Annotated in this window: 27 protein-coding genes; 10 read left to right on the top strand and 17 right to left on the bottom strand. The window is 59.8% G+C overall.

Annotation, left to right across the window (positions count from 1 at the left end; translation table 11 throughout):
* Positions 1-67 precede the first annotated feature (67 nt).
* On the top strand, positions 68-295 hold the full coding sequence (locus AC3IUE_RS23780; protein ID WP_008152757.1) for an MbtH family protein: 228 nt from the start codon (positions 68-70) through the stop codon (positions 293-295).
* A gap of 187 nt (positions 296-482) precedes the next feature.
* Here the strand turns inward: AC3IUE_RS23780 and AC3IUE_RS23775 are convergent, their stop codons facing one another.
* The 9 genes from AC3IUE_RS23775 to AC3IUE_RS23735 form a co-directional block, all read right to left on the bottom strand.
* The gene (locus AC3IUE_RS23775; protein ID WP_489263952.1) at positions 483-1,385 is read right to left on the bottom strand and encodes a metal ABC transporter substrate-binding protein; all 903 of its coding nucleotides are present in this window, start codon (positions 1,383-1,385) and stop codon (positions 483-485) included.
* Entirely contained in the window at positions 1,386-2,285 is a 900-nt protein-coding gene (locus AC3IUE_RS23770; RefSeq protein ID WP_489263951.1) for a metal ABC transporter permease, read from the bottom strand. It abuts the gene before it with no gap.
* Positions 2,285-3,133: a metal ABC transporter ATP-binding protein gene (locus AC3IUE_RS23765; protein ID WP_489263950.1), complete on the bottom strand. Its 849-nt coding sequence runs from the start codon at positions 3,131-3,133 to the stop codon at positions 2,285-2,287. Before AC3IUE_RS23765 ends, AC3IUE_RS23770 begins: the two co-directional genes overlap by 1 nt.
* Complete coding sequence (locus AC3IUE_RS23760) at positions 3,130-4,056, bottom strand: metal ABC transporter substrate-binding protein (RefSeq protein ID WP_489263949.1); 927 nt, start codon at positions 4,054-4,056, stop codon at positions 3,130-3,132. The genes AC3IUE_RS23765 and AC3IUE_RS23760 overlap by 4 nt, the downstream gene beginning before the upstream one ends.
* 35 nt (positions 4,057-4,091) lie before the next feature.
* Positions 4,092-4,664 (bottom strand): DUF6162 family protein, encoded by a 573-nt coding sequence (locus tag AC3IUE_RS23755; protein ID WP_489263948.1) that lies wholly within the window; start codon positions 4,662-4,664, stop codon positions 4,092-4,094.
* Positions 4,661-4,990, bottom strand: coding sequence for a hypothetical protein (locus AC3IUE_RS23750; RefSeq protein ID WP_489263946.1), 330 nt, complete (start codon positions 4,988-4,990; stop codon positions 4,661-4,663). The genes AC3IUE_RS23755 and AC3IUE_RS23750 overlap by 4 nt, the downstream gene beginning before the upstream one ends.
* A complete protein-coding gene (locus AC3IUE_RS23745; RefSeq protein WP_489263945.1) occupies positions 4,987-5,529 on the bottom strand; it encodes a thiamine pyrophosphate-binding protein in 543 nt (180 codons plus the stop codon). Before AC3IUE_RS23745 ends, AC3IUE_RS23750 begins: the two co-directional genes overlap by 4 nt.
* Positions 5,526-6,725, bottom strand: coding sequence for a PepSY-associated TM helix domain-containing protein (locus AC3IUE_RS23740; RefSeq protein ID WP_489263944.1), 1,200 nt, complete (start codon positions 6,723-6,725; stop codon positions 5,526-5,528). Before AC3IUE_RS23740 ends, AC3IUE_RS23745 begins: the two co-directional genes overlap by 4 nt.
* A gap of 399 nt (positions 6,726-7,124) precedes the next feature.
* Positions 7,125-7,583 carry a VOC family protein gene (locus AC3IUE_RS23735; protein WP_489263943.1) on the bottom strand — a complete coding sequence of 153 codons (459 nt, stop codon included), beginning with the start codon at positions 7,581-7,583 and terminating at the stop codon, positions 7,125-7,127.
* Between the two features lie 268 nt (positions 7,584-7,851).
* Here AC3IUE_RS23735 and AC3IUE_RS23730 point away from each other — a divergent pair, with 268 nt between their 5' ends.
* From AC3IUE_RS23730 to AC3IUE_RS23720, 3 genes are all read left to right on the top strand, one after another.
* Entirely contained in the window at positions 7,852-9,066 is a 1,215-nt protein-coding gene (locus AC3IUE_RS23730) for an SfnB family sulfur acquisition oxidoreductase (RefSeq protein ID WP_056742362.1), read from the top strand.
* A 2-nt stretch (positions 9,067-9,068) separates the two neighbouring features.
* Positions 9,069-9,734, top strand: a complete 666-nt coding sequence (locus AC3IUE_RS23725) for a methionine ABC transporter permease (protein ID WP_033059210.1) — start codon at positions 9,069-9,071, stop codon at positions 9,732-9,734.
* A 76-nt stretch (positions 9,735-9,810) separates the two neighbouring features.
* Positions 9,811-10,581 carry a MetQ/NlpA family ABC transporter substrate-binding protein gene (locus tag AC3IUE_RS23720; RefSeq protein ID WP_489263940.1) on the top strand — a complete coding sequence of 257 codons (771 nt, stop codon included), beginning with the start codon at positions 9,811-9,813 and terminating at the stop codon, positions 10,579-10,581.
* A 109-nt stretch (positions 10,582-10,690) separates the two neighbouring features.
* Here AC3IUE_RS23720 and soxR read toward each other — a convergent pair whose 3' ends face one another.
* Positions 10,691-11,158 (bottom strand): redox-sensitive transcriptional activator SoxR, encoded by a 468-nt coding sequence (gene soxR / locus AC3IUE_RS23715; RefSeq protein WP_489263939.1) that lies wholly within the window; start codon positions 11,156-11,158, stop codon positions 10,691-10,693.
* A 95-nt stretch (positions 11,159-11,253) separates the two neighbouring features.
* On the opposite strand from soxR, the gene AC3IUE_RS23710 reads away from it, so the two are divergent.
* Positions 11,254-11,619: an antibiotic biosynthesis monooxygenase gene (locus AC3IUE_RS23710; protein ID WP_056742353.1), complete on the top strand. Its 366-nt coding sequence runs from the start codon at positions 11,254-11,256 to the stop codon at positions 11,617-11,619.
* On the opposite strand, the gene AC3IUE_RS23705 is transcribed toward AC3IUE_RS23710, so the two are convergent.
* The 4 genes from AC3IUE_RS23705 to msuE form a co-directional block, all read right to left on the bottom strand.
* Positions 11,616-12,719 (bottom strand): sigma-54 interaction domain-containing protein, encoded by a 1,104-nt coding sequence (locus tag AC3IUE_RS23705; RefSeq protein WP_046049225.1) that lies wholly within the window; start codon positions 12,717-12,719, stop codon positions 11,616-11,618. The two genes, AC3IUE_RS23710 and AC3IUE_RS23705, sit on opposite strands and share 4 nt — an antisense overlap.
* A gap of 23 nt (positions 12,720-12,742) precedes the next feature.
* On the bottom strand, positions 12,743-13,930 hold the full coding sequence (locus AC3IUE_RS23700; protein ID WP_489263938.1) for an acyl-CoA dehydrogenase family protein: 1,188 nt from the start codon (positions 13,928-13,930) through the stop codon (positions 12,743-12,745).
* Positions 13,931-14,065: 135 nt separating this feature from the next.
* Positions 14,066-15,211: an FMNH2-dependent alkanesulfonate monooxygenase gene (gene ssuD / locus AC3IUE_RS23695; RefSeq protein ID WP_489263937.1), complete on the bottom strand. Its 1,146-nt coding sequence runs from the start codon at positions 15,209-15,211 to the stop codon at positions 14,066-14,068.
* 10 nt (positions 15,212-15,221) lie between these two features.
* Entirely contained in the window at positions 15,222-15,785 is a 564-nt protein-coding gene (msuE, locus tag AC3IUE_RS23690; protein ID WP_046049228.1) for an FMN reductase, read from the bottom strand.
* A 402-nt stretch (positions 15,786-16,187) separates the two neighbouring features.
* Here msuE and AC3IUE_RS23685 point away from each other — a divergent pair, with 402 nt between their 5' ends.
* From AC3IUE_RS23685 to AC3IUE_RS23670, 4 genes are all read left to right on the top strand, one after another.
* The gene (locus AC3IUE_RS23685; RefSeq protein ID WP_056742349.1) at positions 16,188-16,457 is read left to right on the top strand and encodes a hypothetical protein; all 270 of its coding nucleotides are present in this window, start codon (positions 16,188-16,190) and stop codon (positions 16,455-16,457) included.
* Positions 16,458-16,558: 101 nt separating this feature from the next.
* Entirely contained in the window at positions 16,559-17,173 is a 615-nt protein-coding gene (locus AC3IUE_RS23680) for a LysE family translocator (RefSeq protein WP_046054456.1), read from the top strand.
* 203 nt (positions 17,174-17,376) lie between these two features.
* Positions 17,377-18,534 carry a cysteine desulfurase family protein gene (locus AC3IUE_RS23675; protein WP_489263936.1) on the top strand — a complete coding sequence of 386 codons (1,158 nt, stop codon included), beginning with the start codon at positions 17,377-17,379 and terminating at the stop codon, positions 18,532-18,534.
* 65 nt (positions 18,535-18,599) lie between these two features.
* Positions 18,600-20,408: an aminopeptidase P family protein gene (locus tag AC3IUE_RS23670; RefSeq protein WP_489263935.1), complete on the top strand. Its 1,809-nt coding sequence runs from the start codon at positions 18,600-18,602 to the stop codon at positions 20,406-20,408.
* Here the strand turns inward: AC3IUE_RS23670 and AC3IUE_RS23665 are convergent.
* On the bottom strand, positions 20,401-21,321 hold the full coding sequence (locus tag AC3IUE_RS23665) for a LysR family transcriptional regulator (protein ID WP_489263934.1): 921 nt from the start codon (positions 21,319-21,321) through the stop codon (positions 20,401-20,403). The two genes, AC3IUE_RS23670 and AC3IUE_RS23665, sit on opposite strands and share 8 nt — an antisense overlap.
* A 104-nt stretch (positions 21,322-21,425) precedes the next feature.
* Between AC3IUE_RS23665 and AC3IUE_RS23660 the strand changes: the two genes are divergently transcribed.
* Positions 21,426-22,424, top strand: a complete 999-nt coding sequence (locus AC3IUE_RS23660; protein WP_489263933.1) for a zinc-dependent alcohol dehydrogenase family protein — start codon at positions 21,426-21,428, stop codon at positions 22,422-22,424.
* On the opposite strand, the gene AC3IUE_RS23655 is transcribed toward AC3IUE_RS23660, so the two are convergent.
* Together AC3IUE_RS23655 and AC3IUE_RS23650 are read right to left on the bottom strand one after the other, a co-directional pair.
* A complete protein-coding gene (locus tag AC3IUE_RS23655) occupies positions 22,421-23,011 on the bottom strand; it encodes a 2-hydroxychromene-2-carboxylate isomerase (protein WP_489263932.1) in 591 nt (196 codons plus the stop codon). The genes AC3IUE_RS23660 and AC3IUE_RS23655 overlap by 4 nt on opposite strands.
* Positions 23,012-23,047: 36 nt before the next feature.
* Entirely contained in the window at positions 23,048-23,776 is a 729-nt protein-coding gene (locus AC3IUE_RS23650) for an SDR family oxidoreductase (protein ID WP_489263931.1), read from the bottom strand.
* Between the last annotated feature and the right edge of the window lie 75 nt (positions 23,777-23,851).

Genomic DNA, 23,851 nt, shown 5'->3' with positions numbered 1-23,851 from the left:
CTAACGTTCTTTCTACATAGCGGCTGCGCACGCAGTGCAGCCCACCCTACAGCGATGGAGAAACACCATGACTTCAGTATTCGACCGCGAGGACATCCTCTTTCAGGTCGTGGTCAACCACGAAGAGCAGTACTCGATCTGGCCCGACTACAAAGCCGTGCCTGCAGGCTGGCGCACCGTGGGCAAGAGCGGCTTGAAGAAGGAATGCCTGGCTTACATCGAAGAAACCTGGACGGATATGCGCCCGCTGAGCTTGCGCCAGAAAATGGAAGAACAAGCGGCTGTGGCTCACTAAGTCACCGCGCAAAAAGAAGCCCGCTGAACTGGTAACAGTCAGCGGGCTTTTTTTGGCTCGGGATTTGTGTCGTCTGTCAGGCCGCCATCGCGAGCAGGCTCGCTCCCACATTGGATCTATGGCGCGACACAAATCCCCTGTGGGAGCGAGCCTGCTCGCGAAGAACGATAACGCGGTCCAACTGCAGTTACGCCCCGCTCAACCCCTTGATCAGCAAATCCACATTCCCTTCCAGCTCGGCCACCGGATCCGCCGCATCCACACTCAACACCACCAACCGACTCCCGGCCTCTGTAATCACCGCTTTCACCGCTTCCGACGGCTGTCGGTGGTGCAACACCACCGCCACGTCATTGTCCTTGAGCGTCGCACCCAATTGCTTGAGCGCTTCAGGTGTCCACTCGGCATCCGGCCGTGCATCGAGGCCGATCAGCTCCAGGTTGAGGCCGCCAATCAGATAGCCAAAGTGATCGCTCAGGCTCATCACGCTGAGGTTGTCGGCACTCGCCAGTCGCGCTTCACTGTCGGCGCTGAACTTGAGCAAGCGCTGTTTGAGCGCGGCCAGGTTGGCCTCGATCTTCGGCTTGGCCTCGGGTGCCAAGCGCACCAGGTCCGCCGCCATCACGTCCGCCATCCGCCCCATATTATTGCTGGAAAACCACGGCTGACTGTTCAACCCATCAACCTTGTTGCCAGGCTGCACGGCGATGCCGGGCAGGGCGCCGTCCACCGGGCGGGCGGCGTCGACCTCGACGATGCGGATGTTGCTACGCCGGGAGATCGGGTACAGCGGATCATCCGCCCACAGCGAACGCAGACCAATCACTGCATCGGCGTCGGTCGCCAGTTTGGCCAGCGCCGGGGCGCCACGACCTGTGAAGTACGCGGTCTGACGGCTGCCGGGCAGGTTCGCCGGTGCGGCACGTTCAAGGTTGACGTCGGTGCCTTTGAGCAAGACTTCGCCCAGACCATAAGTGATCGGCAAGGACGCCAGCACGCGCAGCGGTTTGGCGCTGTCAGCTGCAAAGGTTGTGTTGACCAGCCCGCACAGGGCTGCGGCCAGGGTCAGTTGACGCAGAGAGAAAGACATTTATCCGAGATTCCCTTTCAGGCTGGGGACAACGCCACGCGCAATGGCGGCGAGAGCGAAGGCGATACCGGCCACCAGAATGATCGCGGCGCCGGACGGGATAGGCAGGTCGAAGACAATCGGCGCAAGGATCCCGCACAGCGTGCTGACTGTAGCGATCAGCACAGAACACCAAAAGAAACCCTTCAGCGACTGACTCAGCAATCGCGCCGCCGCCGCTGGAATCACCAACAGGGCACCGACCAGAATCGCGCCGATGACTTTCACCGCCGCCACAGTGATCAGGGTCACCAGAATCACAAACAGATAATCCAGGGTCTTCACCGCCACACCACGGACCGCCGCCAGTTGCGGATTGAAACTGGCCAGCACGATTCGGTTGTACAGCGGCAAGGCCAGCGCCATGACCAGCGAACCGACGATGGCCAACACCAGCAGGTCATTGCCGTTGACGGTCAACACCGAACCGAACAACACGTTTTCGAGGATGTGCACGTTGATCTTGCCCGCCAGAATCAGCAGCAGACTGGCACCCAGCGCCAACGACACCGACAGAAACACACCGATCAACGTATCCGGCGCCAGACCCGTGCGGTTGCGCAGGTAGTTCAGCAAAATGCCGAACAACAAGCAGTAGCCGAACAGACTGCCGTAAGGCCCGGTGTACGGTTCGCCCAGCAGAATGCCGATGGCTACGCCGGTCAGCGCCGCGTGGCCCACCGCTTCGGAGAAAAATGCGAAGCGCTTGACCACCACCAACGTACCCAAACCGCCCAGCACCGGGCCGATCAGCAAACCGGCGAGCAACGCGTTGACCACAAATCCATAGGCCAGCGCCTCGGGCAGATAACCCGACGAGGCCCAGCCCTGAACCATCAAACGAAAGGCTTCGTAACTCATCAGGCAGCGCTCCGTGGATGGGTCGAGAACAGGATGAGCAGGCGTTCCGGGGTCAGCGCCTGTTTCGGCGTGGCATCGAACAGTACCCGGCGATTGAGCCCGGTGACCCGATCCGCCAGACGACCCACGGCTTCCAGATCATGCTCGATCCACAGCACGGTGATGCCGCTCTGGCGCCAGTCGCCGAGCAGTTGTTCGAACACCTGAATTCCCGCCTCATCCAAAGCCGACATCGGTTCATCCAACACCAACAATTGCGGCGCCGGAATCAACCCTTGAGCCAGCAATACACGCTGACGCTCACCGCCGGACAACGCACCCATGCGCCGCTTGCGTTTGTCCTGCATGCCGACCCGTTCCAGGGCTTCGCCAATCGCGGCGGCGTAGTGCTTGCTCAACCCGAGGAACGCCGGACGCCGCTGGCACATCGCGGCCATGAAATCGTCGACGGTCATCGGCAAGCCGCGATCGAATTCGAGAGCTTGAGGCACGTAGCCGATGGTGCCCGGTGTGCCGGGCCATTGCAGACTCAGACGGCCCTGATGCGGCATCTGCCCGAGCAAGGTCTTGATCAGCGAACTTTTACCGCCGCCGTTGGGGCCGACCAGCGCATGCACGCTGCCGGGCTGGACCTGAAAAGTGACGTTGTCGAGGATCGTCGTTCGCCCTAGGGTCAAACTGACCTCCGCAAAATCCAGCGTCGGCCCCAAAACCTGTGGGAGCGAGCTTGCTCGCGATTGCGGAGTGTCATCGGACAATAATGGCGACTGATCCACCGCTTTCGCGAGCAAGCTCGCTCCCACAGGGGATTCGGGGTTGGTCGAACTGATGGTTTCTTTCGCCGTCATGCCCCGGACTCCTGAATCGCCCGGACCACGGTGTTGAGGTTGCCGGTCATTTCCTTTTCATACTTGTCGGCGGTGTACTCGCCATAGGAAATGTGCGACAGCGGGTACAGCTTCACCCCGGATTCACGCTGGATGGTGTCGACGTAGGTGGACGGGAAATCCATCTCCGAGAAGATCACCTTCACGTCCAGTTCGCGCAGTTGATCGATGGTCTTTTTCAGCTGGCTCGGGCTCGGTTCGATGCCGTGCGCCGGTTCGACTACCGCGGTCACTTCCAGGCCGAATTCGCGCAGCAAATAGTCGTAAGCCGCGTGAACCGTGGCCACTCGCAGTTCGGCGTTCGGCGCCTCGGTCAGTTTCGCCAGGGCATCAGCGCGCATCTGCCGCAGGCGTTTGCCGTAGGCGCGGGCGTTCTGGGTGTAGGTCTTGGCGTTGGCCGGGTCGAGCCTGCCCAGTTCCCGGGCGATGTTGTTGACCTGGGCAATCGAGGCGCTGATCGACAGGAACGTGTGCGGGTTTACAACCTTGCCAGCGCCGCGAGCGGCGACGCCGGTGGCGGCCAGCAACGGCACGTTTTCGTTGGCTTCGATCACTGGGATGTTCGGCGTTTCGCTGGCGGCGATCATGCGGTCGGCGAAGTCGTCATGGCCGACACCGTTGAGCACGACCACGTCCAGACCGCTGATGCGCTTGATGTCTTCGGCGCGCGGCTCGTAGGCATGCGGGTTGAAACCGGCCGGAATTAGCGGCACCACCTCGGCCTTGTCACCGACGATGTTGGCCACATAGCTGTAATAAGGGTGCAGGGTGATGCCGATGCGCAGGCGCTTGGCCCCGTCAGCACTGGCCAGCGGGGTCAGCAGACAAGCCAGTAAACCGACCAACATCAGGCGCAAGAAAGAACGTTGAGATGAAATAGGCATGGGAAAGCGGTCTTCTCTCGGGTGAAGGCGAGGGTTCAGTGCCGGTGCTGGCGGGTCACGCCGGCATCGAATTGCGCGACGATCTGCTGCCAGCCAGCGCTTTCCAGCGCGGCGTCGGTGAGGTCGGTCGGGGCCGCGAGGGCGTTGCGGCGGTTGAGCCAGACGTCCGGAGCATCGTCGTCAGCGGTCAAACGCATCAGAAACGAGCCCGCCACGGTGGGCGTCTGGCTCTGGCCGAAGTAAGCCTTAGCGTCGAGCAATTGCCAGGCATGACTGCCACGGCTGACGGAACTGGCGTCCTGGGCGAACGGCGCAAAACCTTCATCGGCGAGGGCTGCGGGGGCGGGTAGCGCCTGTTGCTCCTGACGCAGCAGATGAATTTCGTCGAGCGTCACCCGCAGGTCGGCGTAGATGCCTTGCTCGGACGCGCTCAAGTCACGGCGGGCATCCAGTTGATGGCTGCCCACGCTGCTGACTTCCTGAGACTCACCGCGCCAGGCAACCACCGAGCCGGCAACCGCGAGGATCATCAGGCACAACAGCAACACATAGAGGGTTTCATGGCCGGCACCGGCCGGGCGGACGATTTGCGTAGTCGGCGTACTCATGGGGCTTCGATGTCCGCTTGGTCAATCTCGACGACGTGGCCGGGACCTGCGTCGAACAGCACGTAGAATTCAGCGCCGGGCTTCTTGAAGGTCAGGGTCGAATCCGCACCGAGCTTGCCCGGCACCAGGATGGTTTCGTCGTAGCCGATCACATCCAGGGTCACCCCCGGCGCGCCGCTGCCGTCGGAGAAACCACCGGTGCATTTGATCTGCTCGGCGTCGATGGCTTTGCATTCGCACATCGGGTTGTGGGCCAGGGCGCTGGCGCTGAAGCCGGTGCAGAGCACCAGCAATACGGCGCTCAGAGGACGTAAAGCGTTGATCATGGTTTGCCTCCTTGTTGGTTCAGCCAGGCGAGGGTGGCCGGGGATGCCTGGCTCAGGGGGATGGAGGCCTGATGCATGGCGCCGTCCCAGCCTTCCATGGTGATCCATAGCTCGGCATCGGCTTTGGTCTTCTCGGGGATCGGCAACATCGCGCCCATGCGGTACGGCGTGCCGAAGAAAATCACCCCGGCAGCGCGCAGGCTGCGCGGTTTGCCAATGCGCAGGTACGTCGCCTTGACCTGATCGCGGCAGCTGTCGCACAGCGCAGCGTTGAAGCTTTTCATGTAGCCGGCCGGACCATCGAGGGTCGGCGCTTCGTTTCGCAACTCGGCCAGGCGCAGGCTCCAGGGGCCGACCTGAACCTCGCCGATTTCCCGCTCGCCCAGGCCGGTATCACCGCGAAACAGCGCAGCGTCGGCGAAGTACTTGGGCATAAAACCCAGCGGCACCAGCAACAGCAGAACGTTGATGTGGAAGCGCCATTTGTGCCAGAAACGGCTCAGTTTCGAAGTCGGTTTTTCCGCAGTGAACAGGCTCATTGGCTGACCTCCGTGGTTTCACGGCTGTTGGCCGCAGCGGTCTGACTGCGCGGGCGTTTGTTGCTGCGTTTGAGGGCGTTGGCCGTGGCCAGGGCGGTGCGCTTGGTCCAGATCAACAGGCCGCTGAGGACCATCATGCTCAGGATCAGGCCGAAGAAGAACCAGATCAGTTTGATCCAGATGCCGCCGAAATCCCCGGTGTGCAGAGGACGCATGGACTCGGTCACCAGCTCCAGGCCGGAACGGTCCGACAACAGGCGGGTGGCGGTGATGTCGCCGGTATACGGGTTGATGTCGGCAGTCTGGAACATCAGCGGATACCAACTGCGCCCGCCTACCGAGAGGTAGCTATAGGCATTCGCAGGCAGGCTGACAAAGCTGTCGTCCAGGCCGGGAATACGTTCCTTGGCTTCGCGGATCGCCGTCTCCAGGCTGATCATCGGCGCCGGTGAACCGTCGGCAGTCAGCGGGACACTTTCCCGCGGAACCACAGCAGCCACCGGCGCGGTGGAAATCGAAATCTGGTTATCGAACATGAACGCCTGAATCAGAAACCAGGTGCTGGTGATGGAAATCACCGCGATAAACCAGATCGACCAGATGCCGCTGAGGCGGTGAAAGTCGCCCCAGAAAATTCGTGCACCGTGACGAATGCGCAACGTCGGGCGCAAGAATCCTTTCCAGAAGCGCTTGTAGACCACCAACCCGGTGACCAACGACGCCAGTAATGGCAGGCTGAGAAACGACACCAGGTACCAGCCCCAGCTGTAACCGTTGGTGAACGGCACCAGCCACCAACCATGCAGGGCGCGGGTAAACGCCTTGAAATTGAATTGCGGGGCAGTGCCCTGAATCACGCCGCTGTAGGGATTGACGTAAACCGTCACCGAGCGACCGTCGGGATAGCTGACGTCCACATCGAGGGCGAAGTGCGATTCATCGGGTCGGCTAATGGCCTCAACCAGAGTGTTGGGCTCAGCCTTCTTGATGGCGGCGATGATCTGGTCATAACTGAGCAGCGGCGCATCGTCCGAAGGTTGGCTGGCGCGCATTTGCGGGTTGGCCAGCCAGACGATTTCCTGGCTGACCACCGCCAGGGTGCCGGTCACGCACACGATCAACACGAAAAACCAGATCGGCAATGCCAGCCAGCTATGGACCAGAAACCAGAGTTTTGAGCGGGATTTCTTCGACATGATTAAAGGTCTTGTTTCGATGAGTGGGCCTCTGCTGCGGGCTTCGCAGCGATGAGGTCCATGAAGGGCCGAGCTGTGGCTTTTGCCTACGCGGGCCGACTGCATCTAAATAAGACGGATGAGCATCGAAAATCCCGAAGGGGGATATGAAAGAAAATGTTTCGTATTGCAATGAAGCCTGCCCTTTGTGGGAGCGAGCCTGCTCCGGGCGGCGTTCCGACGATTGCAATCATCAATTCAACATCGTTGTTGGCTGACCCAACGCCATCGCGAGCAAGCTCGCTCCCACATGGGATCTTCTGTGATCACATTATTTGTGAACACCCAAGATCAAACTGTGGGAGCGAGCTTGCTCCGGGCGGCGTTCCGACGATGAGGCCAGATCAGGCACTGAAGATTTCAACCCTGTTTAAACATCTCCTGCGCCCGCTGCTCAATCTGCTCCTGAGTCAGATCTTCCTTGCGCGTGGCCAGAAACCACAGATGTCCATAGGGATCCTTCAAGGTCCCCGAGCGGTCACCATAAAACTGATCCTTGACCTCGGAAATCACCGTGCCACCCGCCGCAATCGCCTGTTTATAAGACTTGTCCACATCGTTCACATACAGATGCAACCCCACGGACGGCGACTTGTCCGGATTGCTCAGTGGTCCCTGATCGCACGGCGTGCCAAGCATGATCGGGCAATCGCCGATGCGCAGTTCAGCGTGGCCGATGCCGCCATCGGGCATGGACAGGCGCATGACTTCGGTGGCGCCAAAGGCTTTCTTGTAGAACTCGATGGCTTCCGCCGCTTTTTGAATGCCCAGATACGGGGTGATGCTGTGATAACCCTCTGGAATAGGTTTGACGCTCATGGCTGTTCTCCCTGTTTTTGTTGTCCGTCGAGAAAGATCCTGTGCCGTTTTCCGGCCGGATAACTATAGGTCAGCCTCTTTTCTGCAACCGAGTGTCCGACGAGCAGCAGCACCACTGTTCAGCCATCAACAGCGAAGCAGCAGATTGCTCTTGCTCGTTATCTTGAGGTCGCGAAAGTACCGCTGAACTCCCGGAAAACATTGGCTCGGACGGTCAGGCACAGAAGCTGCAATGCCCTCTGGTAAACATTGGTACCGAGAGACTTGTATGCCTGAATCTGCCGTTTATCCGATCAACCCACCGGCCGCCCATCGGATCGCCAACGAAGCCGAAGCCTTGCGCGTCGCCGAACGCATTGCCGCGGTGTTGCTGGAGCAAGACGCCGAGCGCGACCGCACCCGCCAAGTGCCCGCCGAGATCGTCGATCTGTATTCCAACAGTGGTTTGTGGGGCATCAGCGTGCCGAAGGAATTCGGCGGCGCGCAGGTGTCCTATGCGGTGCTGGCGCAGGTCATCGCGATCATCTCGGCGGCCGATCCGTCTCTGGGGCAAATCCCGCAAAACCACTATTGCCTGCTGGAAGACATTCGCCTGCAAGGTACGCCTGAACAGCAAGCGCACTTCTTCGGGCTGGCGCTGCAAGGTCACCGCTTTGCCAATGCCTTGTCGGAAACCGGCGGCAAGAACGTGCAGGACATTCAGGCGACCATTCGCCGTTACGGCGACGGCCATGTGATCAACGGTCGCAAGGGTTATTGCACCGGTTCGCTCTACGCCCACTGGCTGGCGGTGCTGGCGCTGGACGAGGAGCAGAAGGGCCAGTTGGCCTTTGTCGAGCGTGGCACTAAAGGGTTGGTGATCGTCGACGACTGGGACAGCATCGGTCAGCGCACCACCTCCAGCGGCACGGTGCTGGCTGAGGACCTGCACGTCTCGGCGTTCAATCTGTTCCCGACGTATCGCTCTTATGAAACCCCCACCCTGGCGGGCCCGTTCGCGCAGTTGACCACCGCCGCCATCGATGCCGGCATCGCTCGCGCGGCGCTGCGCGACACCATCGCATTCGTCCAGCAGTTCGCTCGACCGTGGATCGACGCCGGAGTGGAAAAGGCCAGTGAAGATCCGCTGACCATCATTCAGGTCGGCGGCCTGGAGATTCGTCTGGAAGCGGCCGAAGCCTTGCTGGAACGCGCCGGTTGGGCGCTGGATGCCGCACGTTCGGCACCTGACGAAGACAATGTCGCGCAAGCCTCACTGGCCGTCGCCAAGGCCAAAGTGCTAACCACCGAAATCGCCATCGAAGCCAGCAACAAGCTCTTCGAACTCGGCGGCACTCGCTCGACCCTGAGGAAACACAACTTCGACCGCCACTGGCGCAACGCCCGGGTCCACACCCTGCATGATCCGGTGCGCTGGAAGTACCACGTGGTCGGCAACTGGCTGCTCAATGGCGTCAAACCACCGCGCCACGACTGGTCGTGACCATGGCCGAATGGTTGAAAAACATCTATTGGGCCGACATTGCCCAGGCCTGCCTCGACACCCTGAGCATGCTCGGCGCCGCCCTCGGTTTTACCGTGCTGCTGGGGTTGCCGCTGGGCGTGGTGTTGTTTCTCACCGGCAAGCGCCAATTGCATGAAGCGGTCGGTGTTTATCGGGTGCTGTCGGTGATCGTGAACATGCTGCGTTCGCTGCCGTTCATCATTTTGCTGATCGTGCTGATTCCCCTGACCACGTTGTTGGTCGGCACTTCACTTGGCGTGCCCGGGACGATCCCGCCGCTGGTGGTGGGTTGCACGCCGTTCTTCGCGCGGCTGGTGGAAACCGCCTTGCGCGAAGTCGATCGCGGGGTCGTGGAAGCGACTCAGGCCATGGGCGCCAACACGTGGCAGATCATCCGCCACACCTTGTTGCCCGAAGCACGGGGAGGGTTGCTGGCGGCGGTCACGGTGACCGCGATTGTGCTGGTGGATTACACGGCGATGGCCGGCGTGATCGGTGGCGGTGGCCTTGGTGACCTGGCGATCCGCTACGGCTATCAGCGTTTTCAGACCGACGTAATGGTGGTCACCGTGGTGCTTCTGCTGATCCTGGTCCAGGCCCTGCAAATGACCGGCGACCGATTGGTGGCGCGCTACAGCCGACGATAAACAGTTCGATTCAACCCTTAAAAATCGGCCCAACGTCCACCCCACGACGGCCACTCAATCTGCCTAGGAGCACACCATGAAAAAGACCCTGGCCATTCTGGCTGCCGTCCTGTCGTTCAACGCTCACGCCAACGAAAAACTCATCGTCGGCGCCACCCCGGTGCCGCACGCGGAAATCCTCGAATTCGTCAAACCGACCCTGGCCAAGGAAGGTGTGGACCTGGACATCAAGGTCTTCACCGACTTCATTCAGCCCAACCAGCAATTGGCGTTAAAGAATCTCGACGCCAACTATTACCAGTACCGGCCATTTCTCGATGATTTCAACAAAACCCGCCATACCGATCTGGTACCGGTGGTCGGCGTGCACATCGAACCGTTTGGCGCTTACTCGACCAAAATCAAAAGCATCGCCGAGTTGAAGGATGGCGCCACGGTGTCGATTCCCAATGACCCGGTGAACACCGGTCGCGCACTGGTGCTGCTACACGAAGCCGGCCTGATCAAACTCAAGGATCCGAGCAACACCCTGGCCACTCAGCGCGACATCATCGAAAACCCCAAGCACCTGAAAATCCGTGAACTGGAAGGTGCATTGCTGGCGCGTTCGGTGAGCCAGGTGGACCTGGCGTTTGTCTTCGCCAACTACGCACTGGAAGCGGGGATTGATACCAACAGCGCTTTGATTGTCGAGAAGGGCAAGAGTTTGTACATCGAGTTTCTGGTCGCGCGGCCGGACAACATCAATGATCCAGGCGTGCAGAAACTGGCCAAGGCGCTGAATTCCGATGAGGTTCGGCAGTTCATTTTGACCCGCTACAAGGGACAGATTGCGCCGGGATTCTGAATCTTCGTTGACTGGCGGGACGCCATCGCGAGCAAGCTCGCTCCCACATTTGATCTGTGGCGTTCATAAATCCAGTGTGGGAGCGAGCCTGCTCGCGATGGCCGCAACGCTATTTCGGATCTGTCCTGGATTCCAGTAGCTGAGCTCCCGGCCCCTGTTCGCCAAGCACATCGCCAAAGTTGCGCAACGGACACGCCTCCATCGACAGACACCCACAGCCAATGCAGCCATTGAGCTTGTCCCGCAGCAAGGTCAGCTGATTGATCCGCTCATCCAGATCCCGACTCCACTGCGCCGACAACACCTTCCAGTCCGCTGCCGTTGGCGCTCGATTGTCCGGCAGCGATTTCAATGCCTCGCCAATCTCCGCCAACGGAATGCCCAATCGCTGGGCCACTTTGATCAACGCCACCCGGCGCAATACTTCCCGTGGATAACGCCGCTGGTTGCCCTGGTTGCGATTACTTTTGATCAAACCCTTGGATTCGTAAAAGTGCAGTGCGGTGACCGCGACGCCGCTGCGCGCAGCCACTTGGCCGACGGTGAGTTCTTTATGCAGATTTTCCGAGGTGATCATTTAAAAAATGCCCCTTGACCTCAAGTTAACTCGAGGTTTTACCCTGCAAGCCTTCGGATCGCAAGATCCGGCTTACAGGTCAGTGGGGACTCTTCATGCAACTGTCAGAGAAAAATCGTAGCTTCACCCAATTGATTGAATTCGAGATTGAACCCCATCAGCAGCCCGCACTGGTGTCGGCGCTGTCGAAACAGACCGAACGTCTGGCCCAGGACTTCACAGGTTTTTTGAGCGCCAGCATCCAGGCCAGCGACGACGGCCGGCGGGTGCTCAATTACCTGCAATGGCAAACACGCGAGGCGGGAGAAGCCGCGTTTCAAAGCTTTGAAAGCGGCGAGCAGGATTTTTGGCAACTGATCCGCGCCCATCAGGCGAAAACCGTGACCTTCGGCTCGTTCCAGGTGCTGCACAGCCTGGAACGCAGCCACGACAACGCGCTGCACTGCAATCTGGTGGGTTAGATCGACAGCTGCATGACGCGCTCGCCTTGAAGGTTTTCCGTGGGCCGGCGTTTGTTCACCGCCAGTTCGCCAATCTTGATCAGTCGCGTGCGCGTTACGTTGCGGCTCAGCCCCAGTAGCGCAGCGGTGTGCACCTGGTTGTAATGGCTGAATCGATAGGCCGCCCGCAGCAACGCGTCTTCGACTTTCTCGTGCAGCGCCCCGGCCTGTTCTTCGAAGAGCTTTTGAAAGGCCCGATCGAGCAGGGCTTCCGGTGAGTCGTCGACGGTGCTGTGGTAATCGTCCTGACGCTCGATGCGCATGTTCGACAGGCGCAAATCGTCGCGTTCGATCACGCCGTTTCGGCAGATCAGCAGGGTGTGGTGAATGACGTTTTCCAGTTCGCGGATGTTGCCCGGCCAGCTGTAGCTGCGCAGTTTCAGTTCGGCCTCTTTGCTGATGGTGATGGTGCCGTAGCCGAGGCGCTGGCTGTAGGCTTCGACGAAGTGTCGGGTCAGCGGCAGGATGTCGCCGGGGCGGTCGCGCAGCGGGCTCAGTTCCAGGCTGACCACGTCGAGGCGGTAGTACAAATCCTCGCGGAAATGCCCGGCGTTGATGGCTTTCTCCAATTGCACATTGGTCGCGGCCAGCACGCGCACGTTGATGGGAATGCTCTTGCGCGAACCCAGTCGCACCACTTCGCGCTCCTGCAACACCCGCAACAACTTGACCTGAATCGCCATCGGCAAATCGCCGATTTCGTCGAGGAACAACGTACCGCCGTCGGCCTCTTCGAACCATCCGGCCTTGGCGCTCAACGCACCGGTGAAGGCACCTTTTTCATGGCCGAACAATTCGGCTTCCACCAGGGATTCGGAGAACGCGCCGCAATTCACTGCCACAAAAGGCCGGTTACGGCGGGCGCTGAGGTTGTGGATATGTCGCGCCACCAGCTCCTTGCCGGTGCCGGTTTCGCCGATGATCAGCACGCTGGCTTCACTCGGTGCGACTTGTTGAATGTGGGCGAGCAAGGCCTGGGATTTAGGGTCTTCGAACACCTGCGCCGTGGCGCGGATCGAGGTGGCCAGAGCGGGCGAGGGCGGTAAGGTCAGCAGTTGCATGGGCAGGCTCCATGAATAGAAGGCTATGAATAGAAAGTCGGAATCGGCAGGGACTGGTTGAGCGCCCAGTCACCGAGTTCATGGAGTTTGTAATCCACCGGGTCGTGCAGGGTTTGCGTACGCAGGTTGCGCCAGTGGCGGTCCAGTCGCAGTGAGGCATGAGTTGAACGGGCGCCGGTCACTTCGAACAATCGGCTACAGAGCTCCAGACCGTTGCGGGTGGCAGCGACCTTGGCCGTGGCGATGGCGTTAGCCAGGTGCCCGCGTTCTTCGGCGCTGAGGTTCGGGCCTTTGGCCCAGGCCTTGTCGAGCAACCCGGCAGCGCGCTCCACCAGCAGTCGAACACTTTCGAGGGCGACCCAGAATTCGCCGTAGTGGCCGAGTACATAAGGATCCTGGCGCACATCCTGAGCACTGGATTTGTGCCACGGACGAGTCTCGGTGAGGGTGTATTGCCGCGCCTCTTCGAAGGCACCTTCGGCGATGCCGAGGAACATGTGGGTGAAGGTCAGCTGGGCAATCAACGGCCGCAGGCAGGCGAATGGCGTACTCAACGGACCCGGATCGAGCAGCAATTCCGACTCTTCGACCCGTACCCGTTCGAACGTCGCGCTGCCGCTGTCGGTCTGGCGCTGGCCCATGTTGTTCCAGTCGTTGTGCAAGGTGATGCCGCTGCGACCGCTGGGAATCGCCGCGATCAACAGCTTGCCGCCAGCGCTTTCATCCACCGCCGAGGCGATCAGCATTTCCGAATCGCTGGCGCCGGAGCAGAAACTTTTCTTGCCGGAAAACTCACGCCAGCCACCGAGGTTCTTCACCACGGTGCGGGTGTCCAGCGGATTGAGGGCGTTGCCCCAGAACCAGTTCTTGCGCGCGGTCTGTTCGAACCACGGCTGCCACTGCTCGGGCCGGGCGAACAGGCGCACGGTGGCGAGCATCAGGTGATGGAAGCCGAAGACATGGGCAATTGAACTGTCGACCTTGGCGAACTCGCGCACGATGCTCAGGGTGTCACTCCAGCTGGCGCCGAGGCCGCCGTACTGGGTGGGAATGCTTAACGCGAGCAGACCGCTGTGGCGCAAGGCATCACGTTCGGCTTTGGGCGTACCGCCACGTTCATCGCGCTCGACAGCGGTCAGGGCAAACTCGGCGGCCAATCGACGGGCGGTCTGCAAGGGGGATATCAGGGCGCTTTGCGGTTTGGCAGTCACACGGGGCTCCTCAATGAAATCGACACAATCCCCTGTGGGAGTGAGCCTGCTCGCGATGGCGCCATAACAGTCGAAATAAATGTCGATTGGACGGACACCATCGCGAGCAGGCTCGCTCCCACAGGGTTGGCGTGGTCAGGCCGTGGCTTTAGTGGGCAGCACATCATTGGCGATCATTTCGCCAAACGGCCCGGTAAGGTTGGTAACCCCACGCCCGGCCAGGCTGGCATACGGCTCAGGCAACAACGGGAACACCAGCTCGGCAAAGCGATAAGCTTCTTCAAGGTGCGGATAGCCGGAGAAGATGAAGCTCTCGATTCCCAGGTCCGCGTACTCCTTGATTCGCGCCGCCACTTGCTGCGGATCACCCACCAACGCCGTCCCGGCACCGCCACGCACCAGACCAACACCGGCCCACAGGTTGGGGGATATTTCCAGGTTGTCACGACGCCCGTCATGCAGCGCGGCCATGCGCCGCTGACCTTCGGAATCGAAACGCGAGAACGACTTCTGCGCGGCCGCGATGGTCTCGTCGCTGATGTGCTCGATAAGTTTATCCGCGGCTTTCCAGGCTTCTTCGGCGGTCTCGCGAACGATCACGTGCAAGCGAATCCCGAACTTCACCGAGCGACCGTTTCGCGCTGCACGCTCACGCACATCGGCCAGTTTTTCCGCCACCGCGGCCGGTGGTTCGCCCCAAGTCAGGTAGACATCAACCTGCTCGGCGGCCAGTTCATGCGCTGCCTCGGAAGATCCGCCGAAGTACAGCGGCGGATACGGTTTTTGCACCGGCGGATACAGCGCCTTGGCGTTCTGCACTTGCAGGTGTTTGCCTTCGAAATCCACCGATTCGCCTTGCAGCACCCGACGCCAGATTTTCAGGAATTCGTCGGTCACTTCGTAGCGTTCGCTGTGATCGAGGAAGATGCCGTCGCCACGGTTTTCATCCGGATCACCGCCCGTGACCACGTTGATCAGCAAGCGGCCATTGGACAGTCGATCCAGCGTGGCGGCCATGCGCGCCGAGACCGTCGGCGAGATGATCCCCGGCCGAATCGCCACCAGGTAACGCAGGCGTTCGGTCAGCGGCACCAGCGCCGAAGCAATCACCCACGAATCCTCGCAGGAGCGCCCGGTGGGAATCAGTACACCGTGGTAGCCGAGGCTGTCGGCCGCCTGAGCCACTTGTTTCAGGTAGTTGAGTGTCACCGGGCGTGCGCCCTGAGTGGTGCCCAGGTAATGGCCGTCGCCGTGAGTCGGCAGAAACCAGAAAACATCCATGAAGAAATCCTTAAGCGATTTTCAGCAGATTTTTGGGGTGCACGCCAAACAACGGCGCCGCGCGTTCTGCAGCAAGGCGTATGCGGGCCTTCAAGGGCTCACTGGTTATTTGATAATTGGAGAAATCGGCTTCAGTGGCATAGACGCCAATCGGCAAGGTCAATGCCTGGAAGAAACTGAACAGCGGCCGCAACTGGTGATCCAGCACCAGCGCATGGCGTTCGCTGCCACCGGTGGCGGCCAGTAACACCGGCGTGTCGATCAATGCATTGAGGTCGATCAGGTCGAACAGATGCTTGAGCAGTCCAGGGTAGGAACCGCGATAAACCGGCGCGGCGACGATCAGCAGGTCAGCGTTCTCGATCGCTTGCAGCTCGGCTTCGATCTCGGCGCTCAATTCCTGACGGGACAGCGCGGCGCCCAACGGTCGGGCGATGTCACCCAGTTCAATCAGCTTGCTTTCAATCGGCAATTGCTCGGCCAGTTGCGCCAACAGCGCCTGGGTCAGCACCAATGTGCGGGATGGACGCCAGGTACCGCCGGAGAGGGCAACGACTTTCAATGGACGCGACATGATCAGTTCCTTTTTAAACAGTTGCTCAGGGAGCAGTGAGTAGTCACTGACAGAGAGCAAGAGCTGTACCAATCCCTCGGAGCCCCGATTTACGGGGCTTTCAGCGCGTTGGCCGGTAGACACTGTACGAATGGCAGAGCTGTTTGTTGAATGACTGTTGCTTGGCAAACAGTTGCTTGGGCAACAGTGCGTGAAGCGATGACAGTTGTTATAAAGGCTCTGTGTTATTCCGTAAAAGACCATAAATTAATATTTATAGATCGTTTAGAGATATAAGGCGCTCAAGTTGAGCGGCATTAGGCAAAGTCGATAGCCACTATCGAGAGCGTTGATTTCTGCTGATCGGATGCCCGGCGTAGCCTGTGTTCATTGCCCGAACCCAGATACACCAGGACGCTCACCATGAAACCTCTAATCGCTACTTTCTTGCTGCTTGCGGTCTCCGTGCTCGCCGGATGTGCCAGCCATGTTTCCCCGGAATTACGGCCGTACACCGCGGAAGAAACCAGAGAATTGGCACTTGAGGCGTTGAATCGTCGCGGTCTGTCTTTCGACGAATACCACGCGAAGAAAGCCGAATTGCTCGGCCAACCGCAAAAGTCGTTCAGTTTCGACAAACAAGGCGAGATGAACGCCGAACGTGCTGTACAGCTTCACGGTCGTCCTAGCTGATCGAAAACTGTACCGCTCGAAGTTTCACGCAACTGTCCGTGGGTTTCCCTGAAGTCCTGCGATAGGGTCAACACCTGACTGACCCCAATGGACTGCCACCCATGACGCTCTCGCTCGATTTGCTGCTGGGCTTCGCCCTGTTTGCGCTTGTCACCTCGATCACCCCCGGCCCCAACAACACGATGTTGCTGGCATCGGGTGTGAACTTCGGCTTTAACCGCACCATCCCCCACATGCTTGGCATTACCTGTGGCTTCTTCGTACTCGTCGTCGCGGTAGGTTTTGGCTTGGGCGCCGTGTTTCAAACTTATCCTTTGCTCTACAGCGTGCTGCGTTACGTCGGCGCGGCGTATTTGTTGTACCTGGCGTGGAAAATCGCCCGTTCGGGACCGGTTTCCGAGAGTGAAAAGGGCGAGAGCAAGCCGATCAGCTATTTGGGCGCCGCAGCGTTCCAGTGGGTCAATCCCAAAGCCTGGATCATGGCCATCGGTGCCATCAGCACCTACACGCCAATGCAGGGTTATTTCACCAACGTGATCGTGATTGCGGCCGTGTTCGCCTTGATCAACCTGCCGAGCGTCAGTGTCTGGGCAGGCTGCGGTACGTTGTTGCGCAACGTGCTGAAGGATCGCCGCTGGTTGCGGCTGTTCAACTGGGGCATGGCCTTGCTGCTGGTGGCTTCTCTGTATCCGTTGTTGCTCGAAAGCTTTAGCTGACGCATTGCTTCAACCGGTTGCCCGATGCCTGTTAAGCTCGACTTCAGGAGCGTTCCTACGCACTTTTAAATGAAGTTGTTCTTCTTTAACGGCCTCCGATCAGGTATTTCTAACGCTCTGCACATCGGCGCAGCTCACGAGGCTGCGCTTTGATGTTTCAGTGACGAGCCTCCTGATCCCGGAACATGCTCTGCGAGTCTTCTATGAATAAACGTCCTCTGTATTTCGACTACGCCGCCACCACGCCGGTGGATGAGCGAGTCATCAAGGTCATGGTCGAGTGTCTGGGTTTTACTGGCAACTTCGGCAACCCGGCGTCCAGCTCCCATGCGTTCGGTCAACAGGCCCGGCAAACGGTCGAGCAGGCGCGGTGTCAGGTCGCCGAACTGGTCGGCGCCCAGGCGGACCAGATCGTCTGGACCTCCGGCGCCACCGAATCGAACAACCTTGCCCTCAAGGGCGTGGCCCAGGCCCGCGGCGTTTCTGGCGGCCACATCATCACCAGCCAGATCGAACACAAAGCGATTCTCGACACGGCGAAGCAGTTGCAGGACGCCGGTGTTGCGGTGACCTATCTGGTGCCTGACGCCGAGGGTTTGATTACCCCGCAAGCGGTCAGCGAAGCGATGCGCGAAGACACCTTTCTGGTGTCGCTGATGCTGGTCAACAACGAGCTGGGCACCGTCAACGACATCTCGGCTATCGGTGAAGTCGTGCGTGCTCGCGATGCGTTGTTCCATGTCGACGCGGCTCAAGGTGCAGGCAAAGTGCTGATCGATCTGGCCCGGTGGCCAGTGGATCTGATGTCATTTTCCGCCCACAAGATTTACGGCCCCAAAGGCATCGGCGCGCTGTACGTCGGGCCGCGCGCGCAGCAGCATGTGCAGGCGCAGATTCACGGCGGTGGTCACGAGGGCGGTTTGCGTTCCGGCACCCTGGCGACTCACCAAATCGCTGGCATGGGTGTGGCGTTCGCGTTGGCGGCCTCTTCGTTCGACGAAGAGAAAGCCACGATCGTCCGGTTGCGCGAGCGCTTGCTCGAACAGTTGCTGAGTATTCCCGGCGTTCGCCTCAATGGCAGTCCGACCCAGCGCATCCCTCATACGTTGAGCCTGACCTTCAACGAAGGTGAGTTCAATTCCGCGGCGTTGAGCACTTCGATCGCGTTTTCCGCGACCTCGGCCTGCAATTCCGCGAGCAATGCGCCCTCCCATGTGCTGCTGGCCCTGGGGCATGACGCCCGCTCGGCGAGTCGCACCATTCGCTTGAGTCTCGGCCGGTTCACCACCGAGCAGGACATCGACCAAGCGGTACACCTGATTAAAGCGGCCTGCGCCAGTGCTCCGGCATTCTGGCAATAAGGTCTGAAAGTGTCGGCGTTGATCGGCACTCAACAATAATGATGAAGTGATTAGCAGGAGACATGATGAGTACGCAGCCTTCGATCAATGGATCGGTGCCCCAACGCCTGGCGCAAACCCGCGAACTGATGAGCCGGGAGGGCATTCATGCTCTGCTGGTGCCGTCGGCCGACCCACATCTTTCTGAATACCTGCCGGGTTACTGGCAAGGGCGGCAATGGTTGTCGGGCTTCCATGGCTCGGTCGGTACGCTGATCGTTACGCCGGACTTTGCCGGCGTCTGGGCCGACAGCCGTTATTGGGAACAAGCGACCAAGGAACTCAAAGGCAGCGGGATCGAACTGGTCAAGCTGCAACCGGGTCAGCCCGGCCCGCTGGACTGGCTGGCCGAGCAAACCCCTGAAGGCGGCGTCGTCGCGGTAGATGGTGCGGTAATGGCCGTGGCTTCGGCGCGTACTCTGGGTGGCAAGCTCGAAGAACGCGGCGCTCGACTGCGCACTGACATCGATGTGTTGAGCGAAGTCTGGAGCGACCGCCCGACGCTGCCGAATGAGCCGATCTATCAACACCTGCCGCCTCAGGCGACGGTCAGCCGCGGCGAGAAACTTGCCAAGCTGCGTGAGGTTTTGGAAGATCGCGGTGCCGACTGGCACTTCATCGCCACCCTCGACGACATCGCCTGGCTGTTCAACTTGCGCGGCGGTGATGTGTCGTTCAACCCGGTGTTTGTCTCCTTTGCCTTGATCAGCCAGCAGCAGGCAACCCTGTTCGTGGCGCTGAGCAAGGTCGATGCCGAACTGCGCGCCGTCCTCGAACAGGACGGCGTGACCCTGCGCGATTACAGCGAAGTGGCCGCCGCCTTGCGCGCCGTACCGAGCGGGGCGAGCCTGCAAGTCGATCCGGCGCGCGTCACCGCTGGCTTGCTGGAAAACCTGGATAGCGGTGTGAAGCTGGTCGAAGGCCTGAACCCGACGACGTTGGCCAAGTCGCAGAAAAGCCTGGCCGATGCCGAGCACATTCGTCAGGCCATGGAGCAGGACGGCGCGGCGCTGTGCGAATTCTTCACCTGGCTGGACACTGCGTTGGGTCGTGAACGCATCACCGAACTGACCATCGACGAACACCTGACGGCCGCGCGTACCCAACGTCCGGGGTATGTATCGCTGAGCTTCAACACCATTGCCGCGTTCAACGCCAACGGCGCGATGCCGCACTACCACGCCACCGAAGAAGAACACGCGGTGATCGAAGGCGACGGTCTGTTGCTGATCGACTCTGGCGGCCAGTACCTGGGCGGCACCACTGACATCACGCGGATGGTGCCGGTCGGTACGCCGACCGCTGAGCAGAAGCGCGATTGCACGCGAGTGCTCAAAGGTGTGATTGCGTTGTCCCGTGCGCAATTCCCTCGTGGCATTCTTTCGCCGTTGCTCGATTCGATTGCCCGGGCGCCGATCTGGGCTGAAAGCGTTGACTACGGTCACGGCACCGGTCACGGCGTCGGCTACTTCCTCAACGTGCACGAAGGCCCGCAGGTCATCGCCTATCAGGCCGCCGCGGCACCACAAACCGCTATGCAGCCGGGCATGATCACGTCCATCGAACCGGGCACTTACCGTCCGGGCCGCTGGGGTGTGCGGATCGAGAACCTGGTGTTGAACCGTGAGGCAGGCAAAAGCGAATTCGGTGAATTCCTGAAGTTCGAAACCCTGACCTTGTGCCCGATCGACACTCGCTGCCTGGAGCCGTCGCTGCTGACCGATGACGAAAAGCAGTGGTTCAACGCCTACCACGCCGAGGTGCGCCAGCGCTTGAACCCATTGCTCGACGGCGCAGCCCTTGAGTGGTTGAACACCCGGACTGCGGCTATTTGATCGGTTTGAGTTCAGGCGCTTCTTCGAGCGCCTGGCTCATGTAGTCGACAAAGGCTTTGACCCTGGCGGATTGGCGACGATTCGCCGGGGACACGGCATGAATCGGCAGCGACTGCGCGCTGTATTCCAGCAGAATCGCTTTCACGCGTCCCGCCTTCAAGTCCTCGCTGAACAGCCAAACCGGCGACAGCGCAATCCCCAATCCCCCCAACACCATCTCGCGGATTGCCTCGGAATTGTTACTTTGTGCGTTTCCCTTGATTCGCACTTCGTGACGCTGGGCATCTCTCTCGTAAACCCATAGGTTCTGACTGTTCAGCAGGTTGAACAGCAGGCAGTTGTGCTCGCTCAGTTCTTGCGGTGTTTGCGGGTGGCCGTGTTGCGCAAGGTAGTCGGGCGTTGCGACGGTCACTCGGTGGGTGGTGCCGATGCGGCGGGCAATCAATCCACTGTCGTTCAACTCGCCGATCCTGAACGTGACGTCCAGTCCTTCACTGACCAGGTCCTGATTTTGATCGCTCAGTTGCAGATCAATTTGCACCTGGGGATGTTTTTTGAGGAATGCCGGCAGTCGCGGAGCAATCTGCAAGCGCCCAAAACTCACGGAAGAGCCGATTTTAAGGTTTCCGGCAACAGCTTCGCGGCCGGAGTGAAAGCTGTGTTCTGCGGCATCTACGGCCGCCAGTATTTGTCGACATTCGCTGTAGTACCGCTGACCTTCGTCGGTCAGGGACAGTTGTCGGGTGCTGCGGGAAATCAGCTTCCCACCCAGCTCAGTTTCCAGTGCTCGCAGCACTTTGCTGATGGTCGGCTGACTGGTCTGCAATTCCCGGGCGACGGCAGAAAAGCTGCCACGTTCGACGACACGGACGAAGATCGCCATTGCATTGAGTTTGTCCACGGGGTTTCTCATTGATGCCAAATGGGCATGGTCACTATAGCTATATAGCGTCTTATCGGCATGAGTGAGCAGGAGGAAGATTTATCCCACAGCCACCTCTGACGGGAAGATGCGAAATGACTGACTCACTTGAAATGCGTGCTCTGATTGTTGATTCGGCTAACGGGCCTTTACGCTTGGCTTCCATTCAACGCCCCGTGCCTGGAGCCGGTCAGGTGTTGGTCAGGATCAAGGCCAGTGGGGTGAACCCTTTGGATGGAAAGATTCGCTCGGGTCAGGCTGCTCATGCGCGTCAGCCTTTGCCGGCGGTATTGGGTATTGATCTTGCGGGGACAGTGGCGGCATTGGGGGAGGGCGTCAGTGGATGGCTGCCGGGTGATGAGGTCTATGCGATGGCCACCGGCATTGGCGGTGCGCAGGGTTCACTGGCGGAGTACGCCGCCGTCGATGCACGACTGCTGGCGCGCAAGCCAGTCAATCTGAGCATGCGTGAGGCCGCAGGGTTGCCGTTGGTACTGATCACGGCGTGGGAAGGATTGGTGGATCGTGCGCGGGTGCGGACGGGGCAGAAAGTGCTGATTCACGGCGGTGCGGGTGGTGTCGGGCATGTGGCTGTGCAAATTGCCCGGGCTTTCGGTGCTGACGTGTTTGCCACCGGGTCGGCCGGGAAGCAGGCGATCATTGAAGGGGTTGGTGCGACGTTTATTGATTACCGTAAATCTTCGGTTGAGGAGTATGTGGCTGAGCACACGGCGGGGGAGGGTTTCGATATTGTCTACGACACGGTGGGTGGTGAGACGCTGGACGCTTCATTCAAGGCTGCCCGGGTCTACGAGGGGCATGTCGTGAGTTGTCTTGGATGGGGGCAGCACAGTCTTGCGCCACTCTCGTTTCGTGGGGCGACTTATTCTGGGGTGTTTACCTTGTTACCGTTGTTGACTGGCAAGGGGCGCGAGCATCACGGGGAGATACTTAGGGAGGCGGCGCAGTTGATCGAGGCGGGTCAGTTGAAACCGTTGCTCGACCCTCGGCAGTTCACCCTGCAAACCGCCGACGCCGCCCATGAGCTGCTCGATTCGGGAGCTGCGCAGGGGCGGTTGGTTGTCGAGATTTAACTCAGGGCTTCAAGGACGAAATCCAGGCGGTCCTGCCCGAAGAACAGCTGATTATCGACAAACATGCTTGGGGCACCGAATACGCCCCGTTGCACCGCTTTCTCTGTGTTGTCCTTGAGCGCCGCTTTGACCTCCTCGTCGGCGGTCAGGGCCAGCACCGCATTGGGCTCGAAACCGTTCTGTGTCAGTACTGACGCAACGGTTGCGAGGTCATCGAGGCTGCGGCCTTCTACCCACAGGGCGTGAAACAGGCAATCGATGAACGCCAGAAAGCGTTCGGGATGGCGCAATTGCATGCCGGTGACGGCGCGCATCAGCATCAGGGTGTTGATAGGAAAGTGGGGATTGAACTTCAGTGGCACGCCATAGCGCTTGGCATAGCGGTCCAGGTCTTGAAACATGTAGCGGCCCTTGGCGGGGATGGTCGCGGGGGAGGCGTTACCAGTGGCTTTGAAGACGCCACCCAGCAGGATGGGTATGTAGATCAACTGGCTGTCGGTCTGTTCGCAGATCTTCGGTAGTTGGGTATAGGCCAGGTAGGTGGCGGGGCTGCCGAGGTCGAAGTAGAACTCCACGGTTTTGCTCATGGTCGATGCGCTCTGTTTATTATTGTGGGGGAGGGCTTACCAGCGTTCGCTCCAGGGGCGCAGGTCCAGCTCGAAGGTCCATGCGTCACGGGGCTGGCTGTGCAGGTACCAATAGTTTTCGGCGATGTGCTCTGGATTGAGAATGCCGTCCTCGTCCTTGGTCGCGTACTTTTCGGGGAAACTCTCGCGGATAAAATCGGTATCGATGGCACCGTCGACTACAACATGCGCGACGTGGATGTTCATCGGCCCCAGTTCACGCGCCATGCTTTGCGCCAGGGCACGAATCCCGTGTTTGGCGCCGGCGAACGCCGCAAATCCTGAGGCCCCACGCAGGCCGGCGGTAGCACCGGTGAACAAAATTGTCCCGCGTTGACGCTTGGCCATGCGCTTGGCCACTTCACGAGCGTTGAGAAATCCTGAGAAGCAGGCCATTTCCCAGATCTTGAAATATTTGCGCGCGGTTTCTTCGAGAATGCTGCAAGGCACATTGGCGCCGATGTTGAAGACGAACGCTTCGATTGGGCCAATCTGGCTTTCGATCTGCTCAACTAACGCAATCACGTCCTCTTCCTTGCGTGCATCGCAGGCAAAACCATGGGCTTCACCGCCTTCGGCCTTGATGGTATCCACCAGCGGCTGGAGTTTGTCCGCGCTGCGTCGGGTGACACACGCCACAAATCCTTCCTGCGCAAAGCGTTTTGCAATTGCGCCGCCGGTGGCATCCCCAGCACCTACAACCAGTACGACCTTCTTGTTATTCATGGGTAGATCCCTTTGCTAAACGATCGTTAACTAAACGAACGTTATGCTACGATTCGGCAAGCGTCAAGGCGATCA

The sequence above is a fragment of the Pseudomonas sp. GL_093 genome, from assembly GCF_057837605.1.
Note: the sequence above shows the minus strand (reverse complement) of the source record. Positions and strands in the feature narration are given on the sequence as shown.

Bases quoted from the DNA above. Each gene is read 5' to 3' on its own strand.
- msuE (WP_046049228.1), bottom strand. From the start codon at position 15,785: ATGTCGCGTCCATTGAAAGTCGTTGCCCTCTCCGGCGGTACCTGGCGT.
- AC3IUE_RS23705 (WP_046049225.1), bottom strand. From the start codon at position 12,719: ATGCAACTGCTGACCTTACCGCCCTCGCCCGCTCTGGCCACCTCGATC.
- AC3IUE_RS23650 (WP_489263931.1), bottom strand. From the start codon at position 23,776: ATGAATAACAAGAAGGTCGTACTGGTTGTAGGTGCTGGGGATGCCACC.
- AC3IUE_RS23750 (WP_489263946.1), bottom strand. From the start codon at position 4,990: ATGATCAACGCTTTACGTCCTCTGAGCGCCGTATTGCTGGTGCTCTGC.
- AC3IUE_RS23680 (WP_046054456.1), top strand. From the start codon at position 16,559: ATGACGCTCTCGCTCGATTTGCTGCTGGGCTTCGCCCTGTTTGCGCTT.
- AC3IUE_RS23775 (WP_489263952.1), bottom strand. From the start codon at position 1,385: ATGTCTTTCTCTCTGCGTCAACTGACCCTGGCCGCAGCCCTGTGCGGG.
- AC3IUE_RS23740 (WP_489263944.1), bottom strand. From the start codon at position 6,725: ATGTCGAAGAAATCCCGCTCAAAACTCTGGTTTCTGGTCCATAGCTGG.
- AC3IUE_RS23685 (WP_056742349.1), top strand. From the start codon at position 16,188: ATGAAACCTCTAATCGCTACTTTCTTGCTGCTTGCGGTCTCCGTGCTC.
- AC3IUE_RS23655 (WP_489263932.1), bottom strand. From the start codon at position 23,011: ATGAGCAAAACCGTGGAGTTCTACTTCGACCTCGGCAGCCCCGCCACC.
- AC3IUE_RS23725 (WP_033059210.1), top strand. From the start codon at position 9,069: ATGGCCGAATGGTTGAAAAACATCTATTGGGCCGACATTGCCCAGGCC.
- soxR (WP_489263939.1), bottom strand. From the start codon at position 11,158: ATGATCACCTCGGAAAATCTGCATAAAGAACTCACCGTCGGCCAAGTG.
- AC3IUE_RS23660 (WP_489263933.1), top strand. From the start codon at position 21,426: ATGACTGACTCACTTGAAATGCGTGCTCTGATTGTTGATTCGGCTAAC.
- AC3IUE_RS23665 (WP_489263934.1), bottom strand. From the start codon at position 21,321: ATGAGAAACCCCGTGGACAAACTCAATGCAATGGCGATCTTCGTCCGT.
- AC3IUE_RS23720 (WP_489263940.1), top strand. From the start codon at position 9,811: ATGAAAAAGACCCTGGCCATTCTGGCTGCCGTCCTGTCGTTCAACGCT.
- AC3IUE_RS23780 (WP_008152757.1), top strand. From the start codon at position 68: ATGACTTCAGTATTCGACCGCGAGGACATCCTCTTTCAGGTCGTGGTC.
- AC3IUE_RS23710 (WP_056742353.1), top strand. From the start codon at position 11,254: ATGCAACTGTCAGAGAAAAATCGTAGCTTCACCCAATTGATTGAATTC.
- AC3IUE_RS23770 (WP_489263951.1), bottom strand. From the start codon at position 2,285: ATGAGTTACGAAGCCTTTCGTTTGATGGTTCAGGGCTGGGCCTCGTCG.
- AC3IUE_RS23670 (WP_489263935.1), top strand. From the start codon at position 18,600: ATGAGTACGCAGCCTTCGATCAATGGATCGGTGCCCCAACGCCTGGCG.
- AC3IUE_RS23735 (WP_489263943.1), bottom strand. From the start codon at position 7,583: ATGAGCGTCAAACCTATTCCAGAGGGTTATCACAGCATCACCCCGTAT.
- AC3IUE_RS23755 (WP_489263948.1), bottom strand. From the start codon at position 4,664: ATGAGTACGCCGACTACGCAAATCGTCCGCCCGGCCGGTGCCGGCCAT.
- AC3IUE_RS23765 (WP_489263950.1), bottom strand. From the start codon at position 3,133: ATGACGGCGAAAGAAACCATCAGTTCGACCAACCCCGAATCCCCTGTG.
- AC3IUE_RS23730 (WP_056742362.1), top strand. From the start codon at position 7,852: ATGCCTGAATCTGCCGTTTATCCGATCAACCCACCGGCCGCCCATCGG.
- ssuD (WP_489263937.1), bottom strand. From the start codon at position 15,211: ATGGATGTTTTCTGGTTTCTGCCGACTCACGGCGACGGCCATTACCTG.
- AC3IUE_RS23745 (WP_489263945.1), bottom strand. From the start codon at position 5,529: ATGAGCCTGTTCACTGCGGAAAAACCGACTTCGAAACTGAGCCGTTTC.
- AC3IUE_RS23675 (WP_489263936.1), top strand. From the start codon at position 17,377: ATGAATAAACGTCCTCTGTATTTCGACTACGCCGCCACCACGCCGGTG.
- AC3IUE_RS23760 (WP_489263949.1), bottom strand. From the start codon at position 4,056: ATGCCTATTTCATCTCAACGTTCTTTCTTGCGCCTGATGTTGGTCGGT.